This is a genomic window from Paenibacillus sp. 05T425, from assembly GCF_056396205.1.
Map to the genome: position 1 here is coordinate 289251 of NZ_JBFTLA010000006.1, position 17068 is coordinate 306318.

Consider the following 17068-nt stretch of genomic DNA (forward strand, 5'->3'; position numbering starts at 1 on the left):
AGGCAAGCACTGAGCAGAGCTATCTGCTTCGTGCTTGCCTCTATTTTATATGTGCCGCCGTCCTCTGCTGCCCGTACTTCATCTAAGATACATATTTCCGCAGTGCAGCAGCAACGCCGTCCTCATGGTTAGATAGCGTGACTGCGCCCGCTGACTGCTTAACAAGCTCTGGTGAGTTGTCCATCGCAATGCCTAACCCCGCGAACTCAAGCATCGAAATATCGTTATAATAATTGCCGATAGCCAATATCCGTTCCCGATCGATCCCCCGGCTTAGAGCCAACTGCCTAAGCGCTTTCCCTTTGTTCGCATCCGCATGCTGCACATCGATGAAGAAATCCCCGCTCCGGATCGATTGAAGCTGTCTTGGCCATTGCTCCCAATCGGATTGTACGACATCCATCTGCTCTTTGCTTCCGAATATCGTGAATTTCAATAGCCCTGACGGCAATCCAGCTGCAAAGTCAAATACAGAAGGTTTCGCGTGGAAGCGCGCATACATCACTTCCGCTTCAGGCGTCATTCGCTCGACCATCATGTCAAACGCAGTATTTAAATCAAAATGAACGCCGTTCTCTTTGCAATAAGCGATATAGGGGGCAAGGTATTCCGGGATAATCTCGTATTGATGAACAACCGCCAGGTCATACGAGCTTACTGTCGCGGCGCCGTTATGCGAGATGAGTGTTCCTGCAAGCTCCAACTGCTCCATGATCGGCAAAACGCCAGACGGTCCGCGTCCCGAACATAATACGATCTGAGCGCCTTTGGCAGCCGCCTCCTGAACTGCTTCCMGCACTTCATCGGTTAAAACATGGTCGTCGGTTAGCAAGGTTCCGTCTACATCCAGTGCAATTAAGTCGTAATTCAAAGCCATCTCTATCTCTCCCATCCTGTTGTAGCGGTACTACCCACTTTGTCTCTATCTCTATGAGTTATTTGCAAACCATTACGTTCGTTTGTATGTGCGCAAGAGCTCTACTTCCTCTTCCAATAGTTCGCGATATTCACCCTCCGGCAAATGATTGTCCAACTGAAGCGGTCCCATTGACACTCTCTTCAAAAATATCACTTGTTTCCCGACCGACTCGAACATACGCTTTACCTGATGGAACTTGCCCTCTTTAATGGTGAGGGTGATTATTGAGATCACATCTTCGCCGCGCTGCTCCTTGCTATCGATACTAAGCTCGGCAGGCATCGTCACATAACCGTCGTCGAGCGTTACTCCAGAGGCGAATTGCTGCCGATCCTGTTCATCGACGTCTCCTAGAACATGCGCTACGTAGGTTTTGTCCACATGCTTGCGCGGCGACAGCAGCTCGTGCGCGAGTTGACCGTCATTCGTAAGCAGCAGCAGCCCTACCGTATCCTTATCGAGCCTTCCCACTGGAAAAGGCGACAGTACACGATCCTCAGGCGCCAGCAGATCGATGACCGTTCGCTCCCTGCCGTCCTCTGTTGCGGAAATAACGCCGGGGGGCTTATTCAGCATGAGATAGACGACCTCCTTATAGGCGACGATCTCACCCTCGAAAGAAACCTTATGCACATCCGGATCGACAATGAGGCCGCTATCCTTCACCGGCTTGCCGTCTACTGCCACTTTCCCTTGCTTGACCGCCTTCTTAATCTCGCTTCGCGTACCGATTCCCATATGAGACAGCAGCTTATCGATTCTGATTCGCTTCGCCATTTTATATCCATCTCCATCCTGCTGGAAGCTCATTTTTAATCATGCCGCCCGCATACTTCGCCCAGCCGAGCGGATAACCGTCTGTGCATACGAGCACATACCCTTTCGCGATAACATCGCTTTGTCTAACAATATCCCCATCCTCCGCAAACAACGTCTCCCCGCGCAAATACCGCTGCGTCTGCGGATCATCCGATCGGAAGCTAATCGCTCTTACGGCTTCTTGCGCCGCCAAGCCCATTGCTAACGGCTGTGAGGGAACAAACTTGCCTCGGTCAGCCTCGCCGACGAACCAGCCTGCCCTAACGACTTTGAGCCCATTAAGCGACGGTACACCCTCAGGCTGCAAATAAACCCTTGAACCGTAGGCGATTGGTTTGCCTTCCCATGCTTCCGCACCGTTTACGAATTGACTTGCATATGCCTTCCACAAGCTGATCGGATCTTGATCGTCCTGTACGTCCTTCCTTCCGCCGGCAGCACGTCCGCGATCTGCGGCTGCTTTGGCGCCGCGCTTGTCCCTTTGCTGGGAATGACGTCCGGAATCACGTCCTCCGCGAGTATCGGCTGCTCTCAGCAGCTTATCCTTCGCATGCCGGGAAGGAGGAAGAGGAGCTTCTGCGGATGCCAAAGCACGTTCCTCAGGAACAACAATCGTCTCGCTGCCCATTACTACAGGCACCGCTTCACGTCTCCTTAATACAGCCGCGTAATGGCCCTCTCCTTCGATCCGATGAGGCCAGAGCCGAACAGTGCCCTCTATGCTGCGCAATCGCTTCTCGTCAAGCTCAGCGGCGGCTGACGATGCCGCCGCAAGGTCTGCTCTTCCTTCCGCCCAGCCATAACGATGCGCTACCGGAACAACTTCAAAGTCGCTATGATTAGCCAGCAATTCAGCGATCTGCCATTCATCTTCTTCAGGCGAGAAGGTACATGTCGAATAGACGAGTATTCCTCCTGGGGCAAGCATCCCAGCAGCATGGCGCAATATATCCCGCTGCATCGCCGCGCATCGCTCGACGGAATGCTTCTCCCAATCGGCAATCATCGATTCGTCCTTGCGGAACATCCCTTCACCCGAGCATGGCGCATCAATAAGGATACGATCGAACCATTCCGCGAAAACCGGAGCAAGAGCTGCCGGCTCTTCGTTCAGAATAACGGCATTGCGAACGCCTACCCGTTCGATATTTTTGGTCAGCGCTTTCGTCCGCTCCTGCGCATTGTCGTTCGTAACGAGTACGCCTTTACCTTGAAGCTTGGCCGCAATTTGCGTGGACTTGCCTCCTGGCGCAGCGCATAGATCAAGCACTTTATGACCCGGCTTCACATCAAGCAGTTCCACCGGCGCCATCGCGCTGGGCTCTTGGATATAATACAGCCCTGCATAATAATGCGGGTGCTTGCCCGGCCTGTCTTCCTCGGCGTAATATAGTCCATCCTGGGTCCATGGAATTGGACGGACGCGATCGCCCATCGGGGACAGCTTCTTCCAGTCGCCGATTGTCAGCTTCAATGCATTTATTCTAAGCCCGTATACACGCGGCGCAGCATAAGATGCCATAAAATTGTCATATTCGCTGCCAAGCAGCTTTTCCATCTTTTGCGTGAATTTTGTAGGCAAATGGCCGATCATACGGTCTCCTCCTGCTAATTGTCTAGGTTGCGGTCTGATGTACAAACGCAATCGGCTATGTTGTATAATAGAATATAATGTGGACAAGACCTGCAAGAGCATAATTGCTTGTCCGTTCAATAAAGAGTTGGAGGCTGAATACTTTCATGAAAAAGAAAAAAAAGTTCAAAATGTTTTATGTCTACATCGGTATCATAGTCGTCTTGTTCGGCGCAATCATTTATCTTAATAATAACGAGACAATTAACGCTTTGTACGACAAGCCTGCCTCCAAGCTGAATCCGGCTACGCGTGAACTGCTTGACGACCCTAACTATCAGAATATCATATTGCCGGCTGAATTGGATAAGAAGATCGCCGATAAGGAAGATTTCTTCGTCTATCTGTTCGCTTCCGACTGCGGTTTTTGCCGCCAAACGACACCTGAGCTTATGCCGCTGGTCAAGGAGCTTGGAATCGACCTTCCGCAGTTCAACCTGCGTGAATTCGATTCATACTTCAAGAGCTTGAAGGTTGAATACACGCCTACGCTCGCTTATTTCAAAGACGGCGTTGAAGTCGAGCGCATGGAAGGCGGCATTGCCGCCGAAGGAACAACTCAAGGCTATACGTTGGACGATTTCAAACAATTTTTCAATAAGTATTCGGGAGAAGCTGCCCAATGATAGAGCATGATCAAACGCCTGCAGTTGGTGTTCATGCTCCCAAGACAAGCGGAAGGGGCAGCAGCGCCCGGGGCATTATGTACGGAATGCTGCTCGCCTTCGCCTTCATTACGCTGCTTACGGCATGCGGCTTATCCGATGACGACAAGCAGAAGGGCGCCGAGCATCAGCACGGTTCGGAAACGTGGCAGACAACGGCCTCTCCTGACGTTCTTCCCGATTTCCTATCCAATCATACCGAGCATACGAGCGATCTCTATCGTGCTGTTCATCAGCATGCGGACATTATGGCCCAAATGAATTGCTACTGCGGCTGTATGGACGGTTTGGCCGTAGAGACGCCTCATGACTCCTTGCTTCGCTGTTACTTGGCAGAGCATCCTGCCGGCGAAGACGGCGTCACATGGACCGATCACAGCACGAGCTGCGGGATATGCAAGAAGGAGATGGAGATGGTCATCGACTTGACTAAGCAGGGTAAGACACCAGACGAAGTCCATGCCGCAATTGACGAGGCGTTCAAACCGAATAAAGCCAGCTAATAACAAAGAATCAACAAAACCTCCAGCCGCACATTGCGCTGGAGGTTTTGTTTTATGATGTGGCGCAATTAGGATTGGCTTGCCTTCTTCGCTTTGCTGATTGCAAGCTGTATATCGGACGATAACTGACTGAGACCTTGATAATCTTCTTTCTCGAACAGCTCGTTGAACTTCATCTGGTATTGAGCCGCTTCGCGCACGCGATGGAAGTAATATAAATCTTGGATGCCCTTCAGCACCTTCGATACGACATTCGACTGCTCCTCGAATTCCGTCTGAGCATCGAGAATTTCTTTACGAATGCTCGTCATCTCGTTATCAAGCAGGAATGCCGCCTCTGACGCTTTCTTCAAACGCGCGCGCACATCTTCGGGCAAGCTTTCCTTAAATTTATAATTAAGCGAATGCTCGATCGTCGCCCAAAAATTCATGGCCAACGTCCGTATCTGAATTTCTGCGAGCACTTTCGTATACCCGAGCGCCGTCTGAACCGGATACTCCACGATCATATGGTAGCTGCGATAACCGCTGTCCTTGAAGTTTGTAATATAGTCCTTCTCGTAAACGAGCGTCAAGTCCTTCCGGCTGCGAATTAAGCTTGCCACGCGGATAATATCGTCTACGAACTGACACATAATTCGTATTCCCGCTATATCCTCAATTCCCGTATCCAGCTTATCTGCCGGAACGTTAAGCCGCTTCGCCTTCTCGAGAATGCTGGATATCCGTTTCACTCGGCCGGTGACAAACTCTATTGGCGCATACGCCTCTCGAATCTTTAATTCAACTCGCATCGTCTTAAACTTCACTTTCAGTTCTTCGACCGCTTGTTCATAAGGCTGTAAAAAAAGACTCCAATCTCTACCGTCCATCCGGCCGCCTCCTGTTCCTAACGATGATCTGCGCCAATTGCTTCGGCAATATTCCGATAGCCATCCTTGCGCAAGCATTCCTTCAGTCCGTTCGTTAATTCGCGAAGCAATCCTGGCCCTTTATAGATGAGCGCGGTGTATATTTCAACCAGCGACGCTCCTGCGCGGATTTTATCGTATGCATCTTGAGCTGTAAAAATGCCGCCTGAGCCAATAATAGGCAATTGTCCGCCAGTCTGGCGGTAAACAGCGCGGATTACCTCAGTCGAACGGTCGCGAAGCGGCTTGCCGCTAAGCCCGCCAGACTCGCCGGCATTGTGATGGCGAAGCCCTTCGCGCGATAATGTCGTATTGGTCGCAATAATACCGGATACGCCGCTCTCCACAATGGTATTGACCGTATGCTCAAGCTCGTCGCCCGTCATGTCGGGAGCAATCTTGACGAGAATCGGCTTTGTCTTCTGTCCCGACTTCGCTCCTTGACGGCTCATCTCCTCCATAACGGCGGCAAGCAGCTTGCGCAGCTCGTCGCCATGCTGCAGATCGCGCAACCCTTGCGTATTCGGAGAGCTAATGTTAACGACGAAGAAATCACCGTAGTTATATAACGTACGAATGCAAGCCTCGTAGTCTTCATGAGCCTGCTCATTAGGCGTTACTTTATTTTTGCCGATGTTGACCGCGATCGKGATTCGGTTGATTTTGCGACGCGCCAGGCGGCCTGCCATCGCTTCCGTCCCTTCATTGTTGAAGCCCATTCGATTAATAAGCGCTTCATCCGGCGGAAGACGGAACAACCTCGGTAGCTCATTGCCAGCTTGTCCCTTCGGCGTAACTGTGCCTACCTCGGCGAAGCCGAAGCCGATGCTGGAGAAGCCGTCAGCCGCCTTGCCGTTCTTATCAAGTCCAGCCGCAAGACCGACTGGATGGGGAAAATGAAGTCCGAACAGGTCCATCTTCAGCTCCGGCGAAGGGGCAACTCCGTACATCGCGTGCATCATACCTGTCATGCCGGGAATACGCCCGCCTGTTGCTAACCCGTCAATGACGAGATGATGCGCCTTTTCTGGATCCATTTTGAAAAAAATCGGTTTGAGTATAGAAGAATAAAGCAACTTACCACTCCGTTCCAAGATGTATGTTCTACGGAACAGTTTATCTTTTTTGCGACAAAAAGAAAAGAGCTGCAACMATTTGAAAACGCTAGCATGGTTGCGGCTTTGGAAGAAAACGATTACAATGAAAACAGCTATTTTCATTAAGAGATAGAAAGGTTGATTGTCGATGAGCACAACCAAAAGAAAACCGCCCGTTATGAAAACAAAGCCGAAGGAAGAAGTAAACAAGAAAGCTCTGATCTGGATCGGCTCCATCGCTGCTGTAGTTGTAATCGCGGTCGCCGTTCTTCTTATCGTATCCTAGTATTGCGCTTGCTAGCCTAGTTCAACCATTCATACACTTTGACGGGATTGGTTTCATCCTGCTTCGGTTCCAGCTTGAATCTAACGGCTGCTGGCTTCGAATCAGATGGAAGCGTCCCGTTTTTCACTTTCACAGGCGTTCCAAGCGGCACAAGATCGTACAGCTCCTCAACATCGGCTTTGCCCATGCGGATGCATCCTAGCGATTCGTCCTTGCCGATGCTGTCCGGCTCATCCGTTCCGTGAATCGCGTAAAGCGTATTCGACAAGGTCATGCCTCTGCTGCCGAACGTTCCGTTATCGCTCCCGTTCGGATTTTTCACCTTCTCGCTTATGTAGAAGTTGCCTTCCGGCGTGCGATCCGCTCCTAAGCCAACCTTATAGCTGCGAACGATGATATTCCCCTGTACGACAGCCAACCGGTGGGTAGACTTATCGACTACAATCTCCAGCGGCTTGCTCCAATTCGGCTCCAAATAGCCATTCGACCCGACAGATGAGGCCGTCCGAATCTCGTTGCCGTTGCCATTCGAACCTCTCGATGCTTCCGTTCCCTTCTCGCCGCTCTGACCAGACTGGTCCTTCGTTTTCAAACGCTCAAGCACTTCGCGGAATACTTCTCTCATGCCTTCCTTCTCGCCTGCAAGCACATTGTTCGGATAAGGCCTTACGAGATCCTCCAGCTTGTCCGGCCAATTTCCATACAGCTTCTTATATTGCGTGACCGCGCTGCCAACCGTCCAATGAAGCTCCTGCTTCGTCTGCCAATCGCGGTACTCTATATAGATGCCGGACGACTCCGCAGGAATGCAGTTGCATGTATTGGAGTCGAACATCGTCGCACCCAACTCATTGCCGTCAGACGTTCGCACGCCGCGGCTTCCTTCCGCACTCGTATCGTCCTCTTCATCAGACTGCTTCACTTCTACCGCCATCACAATCGTAGCGCGTCCCGTCCATTTACGCCAGCCTTTGTCCTCTTCCAGCTTGGCCGCGATCGTCTTAAGAGGTGCCGATTGGCCAGCATTCATCAGCCCTTCCCAAGCATAACCTACCGGACGAAGCTCCTTCTGAGGAACTAAGATGACGCCGACCTTGGAAACCGTCTGCTGCGAGCCAATAATCGGCGATACAGCCTCTTCATGATTCAACTCCCGGCCGGCGGGCAAGCTTAAGACAACCCCCATAAGCACAATAGCAACGAGGGCTAAACGCCTGGCAGTCCGTTTTTTCTTCTGTTTTTGACTCCATTCCTTCAAGAATTGCAACTGATGCTCGGCTAGCGGATGACTCTCACGCTCGAATGCATCATATATTTCGCCTGCCTGTATAAAACAATAGTTTGCTTTTCCTTCCTTGCCAGCGAGCAAATATTGCTTGCCGAGCAAGTACCAGCCCATTTGGTTGTCGGGATGCTGCTTCACAAATTGCTTCAAATAGAATATGTCCTCCGGCGATTCCATCCCTAATCCCTCCATTAACATGTATATACCCTATATCGGCTAATTGCTGCGTTCGTTGCAATCTATGAAGGAACAATAGAGTATTTTATGTCTAAAAGAGTTTAAAGGGTTATGCCCAGGAGGCTCATATGACGAAATTCATTGCTCAGTTTCGTTTATTTACATTGAATCGCAATACCGTTTTCAGCTTGTCTGCTTCCGTCTTACGAGGGTCAGATATATAAATTTCACGATGAATAAGCGCAGAACGTTCGTATCCATGCTCGTTACAGTAAGCTTCCATCTTGGCGAAGCTGGCCGGTTCATCCGCATAACGTCCAATGTGCATCATTTGGCAGCTTAGCCCGTCCGTCATCTCCCCGTACACAACGTCATTAAGTACAGGCATCGGCTTCTTCTTGTTAGTCTGATCTACCAGCTTATTGAACAGCTCCTCTGTCAGAAAGTCGGGCTGCCTTATCATTATCGTATATTTTAAATTATCAAGGTCCGTTGCGGGTTTAGACGTATCGATCAAGTCCCATATGCCCTCAAGAGGAAAAACGGTGTATTCATAGTACCCCGGAGGTACTTCAACGCTCTTATATGACATCTTAACCGCGTAGCTTAATCGATACAGCGCTTCGACCTTTTTGACATATTCCTCACCGTTCGGATTGCCTTCACCGCTAATCATCATATACGGCATCGCGTCCACATCAATAATAACGGGCTCCACAGGGGGGAGATAAATCTTTTTATAGTCTTTTTTGTAGTCTATTTTTTTGTTCATAGCCAATTCTCTCCTCAGTATGTTTGTGTTTGATACTCCAACCATACACGAACAACTATGACAACAGTATGTCATGATTTGCCTGGCAAAAAAAAGCTCCCCACCGTCCATAAGGACGATAGAGAGCTTCTGTCTAGATGTATGAGATGATTGTATTAGTAGTTAAACGGCTCATCTGCAATCTTGATGGAATCAGTAGGGCAGCCGTCAGCTGCGTCTTGCAGATCGTCGTAAAGATCTTCTGGAATTTCAGTATTGCCTTTGTTTCCGTCTGCTTTATAAATAACTTCAGCTAAGCCTTCATCGTCGTAATCATAAATGTCAGGAGCAGTTGCTCCGCAAGCTCCACAAGCGATGCAAGTGTCTTTCTCTACCCAAGTAAATTTACCCATGGAAAATTCCCTCCTATAAATGTACGGTATAATCTCTAGTATACATGCCGTAAACCCTCACTCATCAATATATAACAAACCATCGTCCCTTTGCAAGGATGTCCCGCGAATTCGTTTATTCCTAATTAAGGCTGACGGATCATCCCCCAGCATGCCTGCCGTCAACACGGCATCCTCGCCGAACTTATCCCGGAGCCGATCCATCGCTTTCGTCAGCGCTTCCTTCTTGGGCTGCTCCTCATAGCTGAACAGATCAAGCTGCATCGCCGTCTCATCGACTAACGACAGATTCTGTAGCGCAACACCAAGCAAGCGTACCGGTTCCCCATGACTCCAATGAAGGTCGAATAACCGGCAAGCCTCACGATAGACAATGTCCGTTGTGTCCGTCGGAACGGCTAGCGTATGCGATCGATTGATCGTCGTCATATCCTGTCTGCGAACGGTAATCTGAACGGTTAGAGCGACTAGCTTCTGGCGGCGCAAGCGGCGGCACGTCTGATCGGATAGGTTAAGCAGCACGCGATGAGCATCCTCTTTGGCTACGATGTCGCTGGGCAGCGTGGTCGTATGGCCAATCGATTTGTTAAGCTCTCGATTCCCATTCACGGCTGAATGATCAATTCCGTGCGCAGCCGTCTTCATCCAGGAACCCATTACGCCAAATTGCTTGATGAGCAACTGCTCGTCAGTGTGAGCCAATTGTCCAATCGTGCGAATATTCATCTTCGTCAGCTTCTCCGCTGTTTTCCTGCCGATACCGAACAGCGTATCGCATGGCTTATCCCATAACAATTGCGGGACGTCTCTAATGCGAAGGACCGTTAAACCGTTTGGCTTCTTCATATCGGATGCCATCTTGGCAAGCAGCTTGTTGGGTGCCAGTCCAATAGAGCATGGCAGCGACCATTCCGTCTGTATGCGCTTCTGCAGCGAATCGGCAATCTCGAGCGGCGTTCCGAACAACTTGGATCCCGTTATATCCATATAACATTCGTCAATCGATACGGACTCCACAAGCGGCGTGTACTGCCTTGCAATCGCCATAAAACCTCTGGAGTATTTGCGGTACAGGTCAAAGTCGGGTCGGATAAGGATTAGCGATGGACATAACTTCATCGCTTGCCTGACCGTCATCCCCGTCTTCACGCCCATACGTCTTGCCTCATAGGAGCAAGTAACGACAATGCCTTTGCGAAGCTCGACACTGCCGGCTACAGCAGTTGGCTTATCCTTATAATTCTCAGGTTGCTCCGCTTCATGCACAGAGCAATAGAAGGCATTCATATCCAAATGAATAATTACGCGTCCCTTGGCGGGATAGTGCTCATTCGTATCGGACACTGGCATGATCGGATTCACCTCCATAATTACAAAACATATGTTCCCAAACTTTCGAATATCCTTAATATACGATTGGTACATATTCTAGTCAACTGAAGCGAAGTGGATATTGCTGTCCATTTGGCTACGAACAAGAAAAAAACGTTTCCTCCTCTCTACAATCAACTGAACAAGTGTTATAATAGTACATTATGATTTGAAAAGGCTATCAGTGAAGGAGGCGTCCCGATAATGACAACAATCATCTCAATCTTTGATACGACGCTGCGCGATGGAACGCAAGGCGAAGGGATCAGCCTGTCGGCGGATGATAAATTGAAAATCGCTCAGAAGCTTGACGCACTGGGTGTTCATTATATTGAAGGCGGCAATCCAGGAAGCAACAGCAAGGATATTGAATTTTTTCAACGTGTCAAATCTTTGAATTTGCGAGCAAAAATAACGGCTTTCGGCAGTACGCGCCGCAAGAACAGCTTAGCGGAGCAAGACGCCAGCCTGCTGCGGATCGTAGAATCAGGCGTACCGGCGGCGACGCTCGTCGGCAAAGCATGGGACTTCCACGTTCATACTGCGCTGCAGACGACGCTGGAAGAAAATTTGGCGATGATCTACGACTCGTTCGCTTTCCTGAAGCGCAGCGGTGTCGAAGCGATGTACGACGCCGAGCACTTCTTCGACGGCTACAAGCATAACCCGGAATATGCGCTTGCCGCCTTGAAGAAAGCACAAGACGCCGGAGCTGACTGGCTCGTACTATGCGATACGAACGGCGGCACGCTGCCAGGTGAAATTACGGAAATCGTATCTCGCGTCCGTCAGGAGCTTAGCGCCGAGATCGGTATTCACACGCATAACGATTGCGAGCTGGCTGTTGCGAACACTTTGGCTGCCGTTCAAGCGGGCGCTAGACAGGTGCAAGGAACCATCAACGGCTATGGCGAGCGTTGCGGCAACGCTAACTTGTGCTCCATCATTCCGAATTTGCAGCTTAAGCTCGGATACGACTGCTTGCCGGAAGACAAGCTCCGCACGCTTACGAACACGGCGCGTTATGTCAGCGAGATTGCCAATGTGCATATGCCTGTCGGCCAAGCTTATGTCGGCAATGCGGCATTCGCCCACAAAGGCGGCATTCACGTATCCGCTATTATGAAGGATTCCAAAACCTATGAGCATATTCAGCCGGAGCTTGTAGGCAATAAGCAGCGTATTCTCGTCTCCGAGCTTGCCGGTCAAAGCAATATTATCTCGAAAGCTCAGGAGCTTGGCCTGGACGTCAACGCCAACAACGAGAAGACGAAGCAGATTATGGATCAAATTAAAGAGCTGGAGCATCAGGGCTATCAGTTCGAGGGCGCGGACGCCTCGCTTGAACTTCTGCTGCGTGATGCATTTGGCGGCGAATCGAAGGAATTGTTCAAGATTGAATCGTTCAAAATGCTCGTAGAGAAAACGAACGGTCAAATGCTGTCGGAAGCGATTGTCAAAATCAACGTGGACGGCGAGCAGGTGTACACCGCCGCGGAAGGCAACGGTCCGGTCAATGCGCTTGATAACGCGCTTCGTAAGGCGCTTGTGCAATTTTATCCGAAGATCGAACAAATTCACCTGTCCGACTATAAAGTGCGTGTCATCGACGAGAAGGACGCGACAGCAGCAAAGGTACGCGTACTAATCGAGTCAACCGGCCTCGACAATACGTGGAGCACGGTCGGCGTCTCCAACAATGTCATCGAGGCAAGCTGGGAAGCGCTAGTCGACAGCATTCGCTATGCGCTACTCGGCATGGTGAAGGTTGAATCGCCTTCTCATGAGCATACGGACAGAATCGGTCTCGTGAACCACTAATTGACTTAAATTTTAATGAGACTGCCCTAGACCAAAGCTTTTGGAGGGCAGTTTTTTTCTTCCTTCTGACTTCCATTCGTATGGTAAGGGTCTCAGATAGCGCTTACAGTCCGCAACGAAAGAAGAGGCGATCGAACATCATACATGATGATGTCCAATCGCCTCTTCTTCTTCCTATCCCTTCCTATGTCCACTTCTCAATCAAACGTTCCCATTCTGCGAATGTAATGACGCCATTAATTCGTTCACGGATGACGCCATTGCTGTCGATGAGGAAGGTTGTCGGGAACGTATCCACTTTGTATTTCTTCGTTACATCCCCTTCTCTGTCCATCAGAATCGGAAATGTGAATTCATGATCGGCGACAAACTCGCGCGCTGCCCGCTCCTTATCATATTTCGTCGCATTGACGCCGTATAACGTGATAGCATCGCCGTATGTCTCATGCAGCTTCTGCAGATCAGGCGCTTCAAGTTCGCAAGGACCGCACCAAGAAGCCCAGAAGTTAACGAATGTCAGCTTTTCGCGCTTGCCTCCGACAGCATAGGATTGTTCATCGAGCGCCGGCAGCTCGAAGGAAGCAGCCTCGAATCCCGCTTTCGGCTTAAAGCCTTCCGCGGAAGCCGCAAGCGATACTTGCTCGTTTCCTCGATTTATATATTGATATACCGCTAATCCCGCAAAAACAAAAGCGATCGTAAACAAAGCAATCACGCGTTTCATGCTGCACGCCCTTCTTTCTTAAAAATGGTTTCTAACCAACCTATACAAACTGCCTACATCGTAACATGCACCGCATGGAAGCTCAAGACGAAGGGCATATTAGCCATAAATACGTCACGAATTAGAAATGGAGATACGCTAATGGCCCAATCGAAGTCCAAGTGGATTCAGTTCTCCGCATTCGCAACCGTTCCTCTTGTGCTCGTGCTGGGCAACTCTATGCTCGTCCCCGTGCTGCCCGATATGGCTAAGCATATGAAGCTCTCCGAGCTGCAATCCAGCCTCGTTATAACGTTATTCTCGGTTAGTGCCGGTCTGTTCATACCTTTCATCGGGTATTTATCCGATCGTATCCGCCGTAAAACCGTTATAGTGCCCGCACTGGCCCTATACGGCGCTGCAGGGATCATGGCTGGCATGGCAGCCGTATGGAACTCCTACCCCCTTCTCATTGCCATGCGAAGCGTACAAGGACTTGCAGCGGCCGGCACGGCGCCGATTGCAATGGCACTCGTTGGCGACATGTACAAGGATGGAGAAGAAAGCGAAGCGCTGGGCTTAATTGAAGCATCGAACGGCGCGGGCAAAGTCATCAGTCCGATTATCGGATCTCTGCTCGGACTGTGGTCTTGGTATGCGCCTTTTTTTGCTTTTCCTTTTTTCTGCGCAGGTTCGCTTATTGCTGTCATTTTTCTTATCAAAGAACCTAAACAAAAGGAGAAGCCATTGCCATTCAAGAAATATATCGTCGAAATTAAAGCTATCTATGCTAAAAACCTAGCCTGGCTGCTTACAGCCTACGCCTCAGGGGCGTTAGGCCTGTTCATCCTATTCGGCGTGCTGTTCTACTTATCCGATATGGTCGAGAAGCCGCCCTATTCAATTGACGGAGTTGCCAAAGGGGGCTTGCTTGCCATCCCTCTGCTGGGACTCGTCTTGACTGCCTATACGACTGGTCGAATCATCAAAAAGAAGCAAACGCTCATGCGCAAGCTTATGATTGCCGGTTTGAGCGTAATTGTTTTATCCTTGGGAGCTGCGGCTATATGGCACCGAAGTCTAATTGCATTAATCGCATTTGTAACGATCAGCAGTATTGGAACGGGTCTGCTGCTTCCTTGCTTAAATACGATGATAACCGGCTGTGCCGAAAGAGCTTATCGAGGGACGGTCACATCGTTCTACAGCAGCCTGCGCTTTCTTGGCGTAGCTGCCGGTCCTCCCTTGTTCAGCTATATTGCCGATAAGTCAGTAACGATGCTATTCATTATTCTTGTCCTATTAGCCGCTGCTTCCTTATGGCTCGTCTTTCGCTTCATCCATCCGAAGGAGCAAGCAGCAAACAGCGGCTAATTATTAGCCGCTGGTCCATCCTTGAGATGTTATAATGAATGTAAGACTTACGCTGAGAAGGAGGTTTCGTAAATGGAACAATTGCATTCGATACCGCATCATGAGGTTGGACGAATCACTAAGCAGGCCTATGATCAATTGCTTAGCATTTGCATAAGCAGGCTGCCTGAGGAAGCTTGCGGGATTGTTGCCAGCGGAATAGCCGTTCATGGCGGTGAACAAGCTCCTATAGATACCGTTATCCCTATTCGCAACATACATAACGATCCGCGTAAAGCGTTCACATTCGATCCTGCTGAATGGACGGCTGCTTATTATACCATGCAAACAAACCGACAATCGCTTGTCGGCTTGTTCCACTCCCATCCTACTACCGAGGCTATCCCATCAAGCCTGGATCAAGCCGGCTTCTGGCCCGCCTCATCTGTTTCTTATTGGATCATATCGCTTGCCGACCGCAGTGCACCGTACATTCAACCTTATCGCCGAACGAATGCCCGGTTCGAGCCGCTCGAGCTAGTGTTTGCTTAAATAAGCGTACAAATCGCCAAGCGTCGTAATATTCCGTTCTAGTACACGGGTCAAATAGTTCTGCCATAGCTTCGCTGTCATTAACGAATCCTGCAGCGCGTGATGACGGTCTACGATCTCGATGTTGCAGCTTTCCAGCAGATCATCAAGGGCGTAGCTGTCACGTTTCGGTTCAAGCCACTTGGCAACCATCATCGTATCCAGCACACGATGATTCAAATTCACCTTCGACGTACGCCATAATGCTGCATTTAAAAACTGTTTGTCATGCCCTGCCGCATGAGCGACAAGCAGCCTTTTGCCAACGAACTCCATGAAATCATGGAGCACCTGCATCAGATCAGGGGCATCCTGCGCCATCTCATTCGTAATGCCGGTCAGCTCGATTATCGATTTCGGTATCTTTCGCTTCGGATTAACGAGACTGTAAAACGTATTCGACTCATGCACTTCAACCCCTTGCATGAGCACCGCACCAAACGATATAATCTCATCGCCATTGTTCGGATAGAAGCCTGTCGTCTCCAAGTCGAATATAACGACCTCCAGCTCCCGAAGAGGAGTGTCCAGCATCGACTGCTTGCGCTGCTCCTTATTCACCGATCGAATAAACGCCATTTGCTGTGCATTCTGAGAGCCTAACATAGAAGCGATGGCAGGCGTAAATCCTCCCATTTTGTATAGGTTCCACATGCGACCGACGCCTTTTTGTTCCTTCATAACATCTCCACCGCCCTACGTTAGCCTTCCCATTGTCTGCTTCATCACCAAACGCTGCAGCTTCTTGCCTAGTCGCAGACTGCTCTTCAGCTCATCCGTCATTTCCCTCGTCAGTTTCCTGCTCGAAATCTTGCCATTGTTGGCATAATACCCGTCTTCCATCTGTTCTGTCGTCATGAGCCTCAGGCGCAGGAAGAAACGAAACGCCTGCTCATATTGACGAGCATCCGATTCCTGCAGTAAGCCAGTCTGCGCAAGCCTCTTAATGCGCTCGAGCGTTGCCGTCTCCCTAATCCCTCGATGAATGGACATCAGCCTAATGGAATTGACCATCGGTATGTAGGCGCCGTATTTGATATCGAGGCTGCCCGCATCTTCCCCGTAACGTTCCTTAAGCAGATGACCGAATACACCGAGAAGCACTTTGTGCCGCATCGTATTCTCAAGCATACGCCTAACGATGATCGGATGATTAAGCATATCGGTAAAAAAACAATCCTTGAGCGAATCCACTAAGTCTTGATTGCCATAAACGCCCCGACCGTCCGCAATGATGAGCAAATAACGAACCGATTCCCAAGCTGGCTCCTCGAACCAATGATCGAGCTTCGCCCGCCATTCGGATAACGAGAGACACCATTCCGAATTACTGCTAAGCACATTGCCTTCGCATGGCGGATAACCGCTTGTCTGAAGATAACCGACAACAATGTCAGTCAATTGCTTGAAATATTGCTTTACTTTCGCCGAATCAGACACTGGATCCTCGTAGACAACACCGCTGTCTTGATCGCTAGACAATGTCTGCTCTTTCCGACCGCCGCTGCCAAACAATAAATACGCATAAGGCACGGGAGGAGAACCCATCCCCATCCGTGCCATCTGCGTCTCTGCGAGAGCAACGGCGCGGCTAATAACCGCGTCGTGCATCTCATTCAGATATTCATTAAATTGTTCGACTGGGCGCGCCCAGAGAAGAGCCTCCATCTGCTCGTGTACATGATCCCGCAAGCTTCGCAGCTCTTCCACATGATCGGCTGAACCGATCCGTGCAAGCAGCTGCGCCCACACCGGATCAACCATCTGATG

The 17068-nt window shown here is 50.1% G+C and carries 18 protein-coding genes; 6 read left to right on the forward strand and 12 right to left on the reverse strand.

What is annotated here, in order from left to right:
- Window positions 1-82: 82 nt before the first annotated feature.
- From AC1DF0_RS15405 to AC1DF0_RS15415, 3 genes are all read right to left on the reverse strand, one after another.
- A complete protein-coding gene (locus tag AC1DF0_RS15405) occupies window positions 83-877 on the reverse strand; it encodes a Cof-type HAD-IIB family hydrolase (RefSeq protein ID WP_477574528.1) in 795 nt (264 codons plus the stop codon).
- Between the two features lie 72 nt (window positions 878-949).
- Window positions 950-1696: a pseudouridine synthase gene (locus tag AC1DF0_RS15410; RefSeq protein ID WP_442051777.1), complete on the reverse strand. Its 747-nt coding sequence runs from the start codon at window positions 1694-1696 to the stop codon at window positions 950-952.
- 1 nt (window position 1697) lies between these two features.
- Window positions 1698-3332 carry an RsmB/NOP family class I SAM-dependent RNA methyltransferase gene (locus AC1DF0_RS15415; RefSeq protein WP_442051778.1) on the reverse strand — a complete coding sequence of 545 codons (1635 nt, stop codon included), beginning with the start codon at window positions 3330-3332 and terminating at the stop codon, window positions 1698-1700.
- 146 nt (window positions 3333-3478) lie between these two features.
- Here AC1DF0_RS15415 and AC1DF0_RS15420 point away from each other — a divergent pair, with 146 nt between their 5' ends.
- Both AC1DF0_RS15420 and AC1DF0_RS15425 read left to right on the forward strand, forming a co-directional pair.
- Window positions 3479-3997, forward strand: a complete 519-nt coding sequence (locus AC1DF0_RS15420; RefSeq protein WP_475821408.1) for a thioredoxin domain-containing protein — start codon at window positions 3479-3481, stop codon at window positions 3995-3997.
- Entirely contained in the window at window positions 3994-4539 is a 546-nt protein-coding gene (locus AC1DF0_RS15425) for a PCYCGC motif-containing (lipo)protein (RefSeq protein ID WP_442051780.1), read from the forward strand. Before AC1DF0_RS15420 ends, AC1DF0_RS15425 begins: the two co-directional genes overlap by 4 nt.
- A 68-nt stretch (window positions 4540-4607) precedes the next feature.
- Here AC1DF0_RS15425 and yjbM read toward each other — a convergent pair whose 3' ends face one another.
- Entirely contained in the window at window positions 4608-5411 is an 804-nt protein-coding gene (gene yjbM / locus AC1DF0_RS15430) for a GTP diphosphokinase (RefSeq protein WP_337101538.1), read from the reverse strand.
- 17 nt (window positions 5412-5428) lie between these two features.
- Complete coding sequence (locus tag AC1DF0_RS15435; RefSeq protein ID WP_477574529.1) at window positions 5429-6526, reverse strand: quinone-dependent dihydroorotate dehydrogenase; 1098 nt, start codon at window positions 6524-6526, stop codon at window positions 5429-5431.
- Between the two features lie 169 nt (window positions 6527-6695).
- Here AC1DF0_RS15435 and AC1DF0_RS15440 point away from each other — a divergent pair, with 169 nt between their 5' ends.
- The gene (locus AC1DF0_RS15440) at window positions 6696-6833 is read left to right on the forward strand and encodes a hypothetical protein (RefSeq protein WP_337101536.1); all 138 of its coding nucleotides are present in this window, start codon (window positions 6696-6698) and stop codon (window positions 6831-6833) included.
- Between the two features lie 16 nt (window positions 6834-6849).
- Here the strand turns inward: AC1DF0_RS15440 and AC1DF0_RS15445 are convergent, their stop codons facing one another.
- From AC1DF0_RS15445 to AC1DF0_RS15460, 4 genes are all read right to left on the reverse strand, one after another.
- Window positions 6850-8295 carry a L,D-transpeptidase gene (locus tag AC1DF0_RS15445; RefSeq protein WP_477574530.1) on the reverse strand — a complete coding sequence of 482 codons (1446 nt, stop codon included), beginning with the start codon at window positions 8293-8295 and terminating at the stop codon, window positions 6850-6852.
- 145 nt (window positions 8296-8440) lie between these two features.
- Complete coding sequence (locus tag AC1DF0_RS15450) at window positions 8441-9067, reverse strand: GyrI-like domain-containing protein (protein WP_442051784.1); 627 nt, start codon at window positions 9065-9067, stop codon at window positions 8441-8443.
- A 155-nt stretch (window positions 9068-9222) separates the two neighbouring features.
- Window positions 9223-9459, reverse strand: coding sequence for a ferredoxin (locus tag AC1DF0_RS15455; protein WP_307201979.1), 237 nt, complete (start codon window positions 9457-9459; stop codon window positions 9223-9225).
- 57 nt (window positions 9460-9516) lie between these two features.
- Window positions 9517-10809 (reverse strand): DNA polymerase IV, encoded by a 1293-nt coding sequence (locus tag AC1DF0_RS15460; RefSeq protein ID WP_477574531.1) that lies wholly within the window; start codon window positions 10807-10809, stop codon window positions 9517-9519.
- Window positions 10810-11034: 225 nt separating this feature from the next.
- Here AC1DF0_RS15460 and cimA point away from each other — a divergent pair, with 225 nt between their 5' ends.
- The gene (cimA, locus tag AC1DF0_RS15465; RefSeq protein ID WP_475821402.1) at window positions 11035-12651 is read left to right on the forward strand and encodes a citramalate synthase; all 1617 of its coding nucleotides are present in this window, start codon (window positions 11035-11037) and stop codon (window positions 12649-12651) included.
- Window positions 12652-12835: 184 nt separating this feature from the next.
- Here the strand turns inward: cimA and AC1DF0_RS15470 are convergent, their stop codons facing one another.
- Window positions 12836-13375, reverse strand: coding sequence for a TlpA family protein disulfide reductase (locus AC1DF0_RS15470; RefSeq protein ID WP_477574532.1), 540 nt, complete (start codon window positions 13373-13375; stop codon window positions 12836-12838).
- Window positions 13376-13516: 141 nt separating this feature from the next.
- Between AC1DF0_RS15470 and AC1DF0_RS15475 the strand changes: the two genes are divergently transcribed.
- Together AC1DF0_RS15475 and AC1DF0_RS15480 are read left to right on the forward strand one after the other, a co-directional pair.
- Window positions 13517-14728, forward strand: a complete 1212-nt coding sequence (locus tag AC1DF0_RS15475; RefSeq protein WP_442051788.1) for an MFS transporter — start codon at window positions 13517-13519, stop codon at window positions 14726-14728.
- Window positions 14729-14800: 72 nt separating this feature from the next.
- Window positions 14801-15259 (forward strand): M67 family metallopeptidase, encoded by a 459-nt coding sequence (locus tag AC1DF0_RS15480; protein WP_442051789.1) that lies wholly within the window; start codon window positions 14801-14803, stop codon window positions 15257-15259.
- Here AC1DF0_RS15480 and AC1DF0_RS15485 read toward each other — a convergent pair.
- Window positions 15245-15979, reverse strand: coding sequence for a 3'-5' exonuclease (locus AC1DF0_RS15485; RefSeq protein WP_442051790.1), 735 nt, complete (start codon window positions 15977-15979; stop codon window positions 15245-15247). The two genes, AC1DF0_RS15480 and AC1DF0_RS15485, sit on opposite strands and share 15 nt — an antisense overlap.
- A 15-nt stretch (window positions 15980-15994) precedes the next feature.
- Window positions 15995-17062 (reverse strand): DUF294 nucleotidyltransferase-like domain-containing protein, encoded by a 1068-nt coding sequence (locus AC1DF0_RS15490; protein WP_442051791.1) that lies wholly within the window; start codon window positions 17060-17062, stop codon window positions 15995-15997.
- Window positions 17063-17068 lie beyond the last annotated feature (6 nt).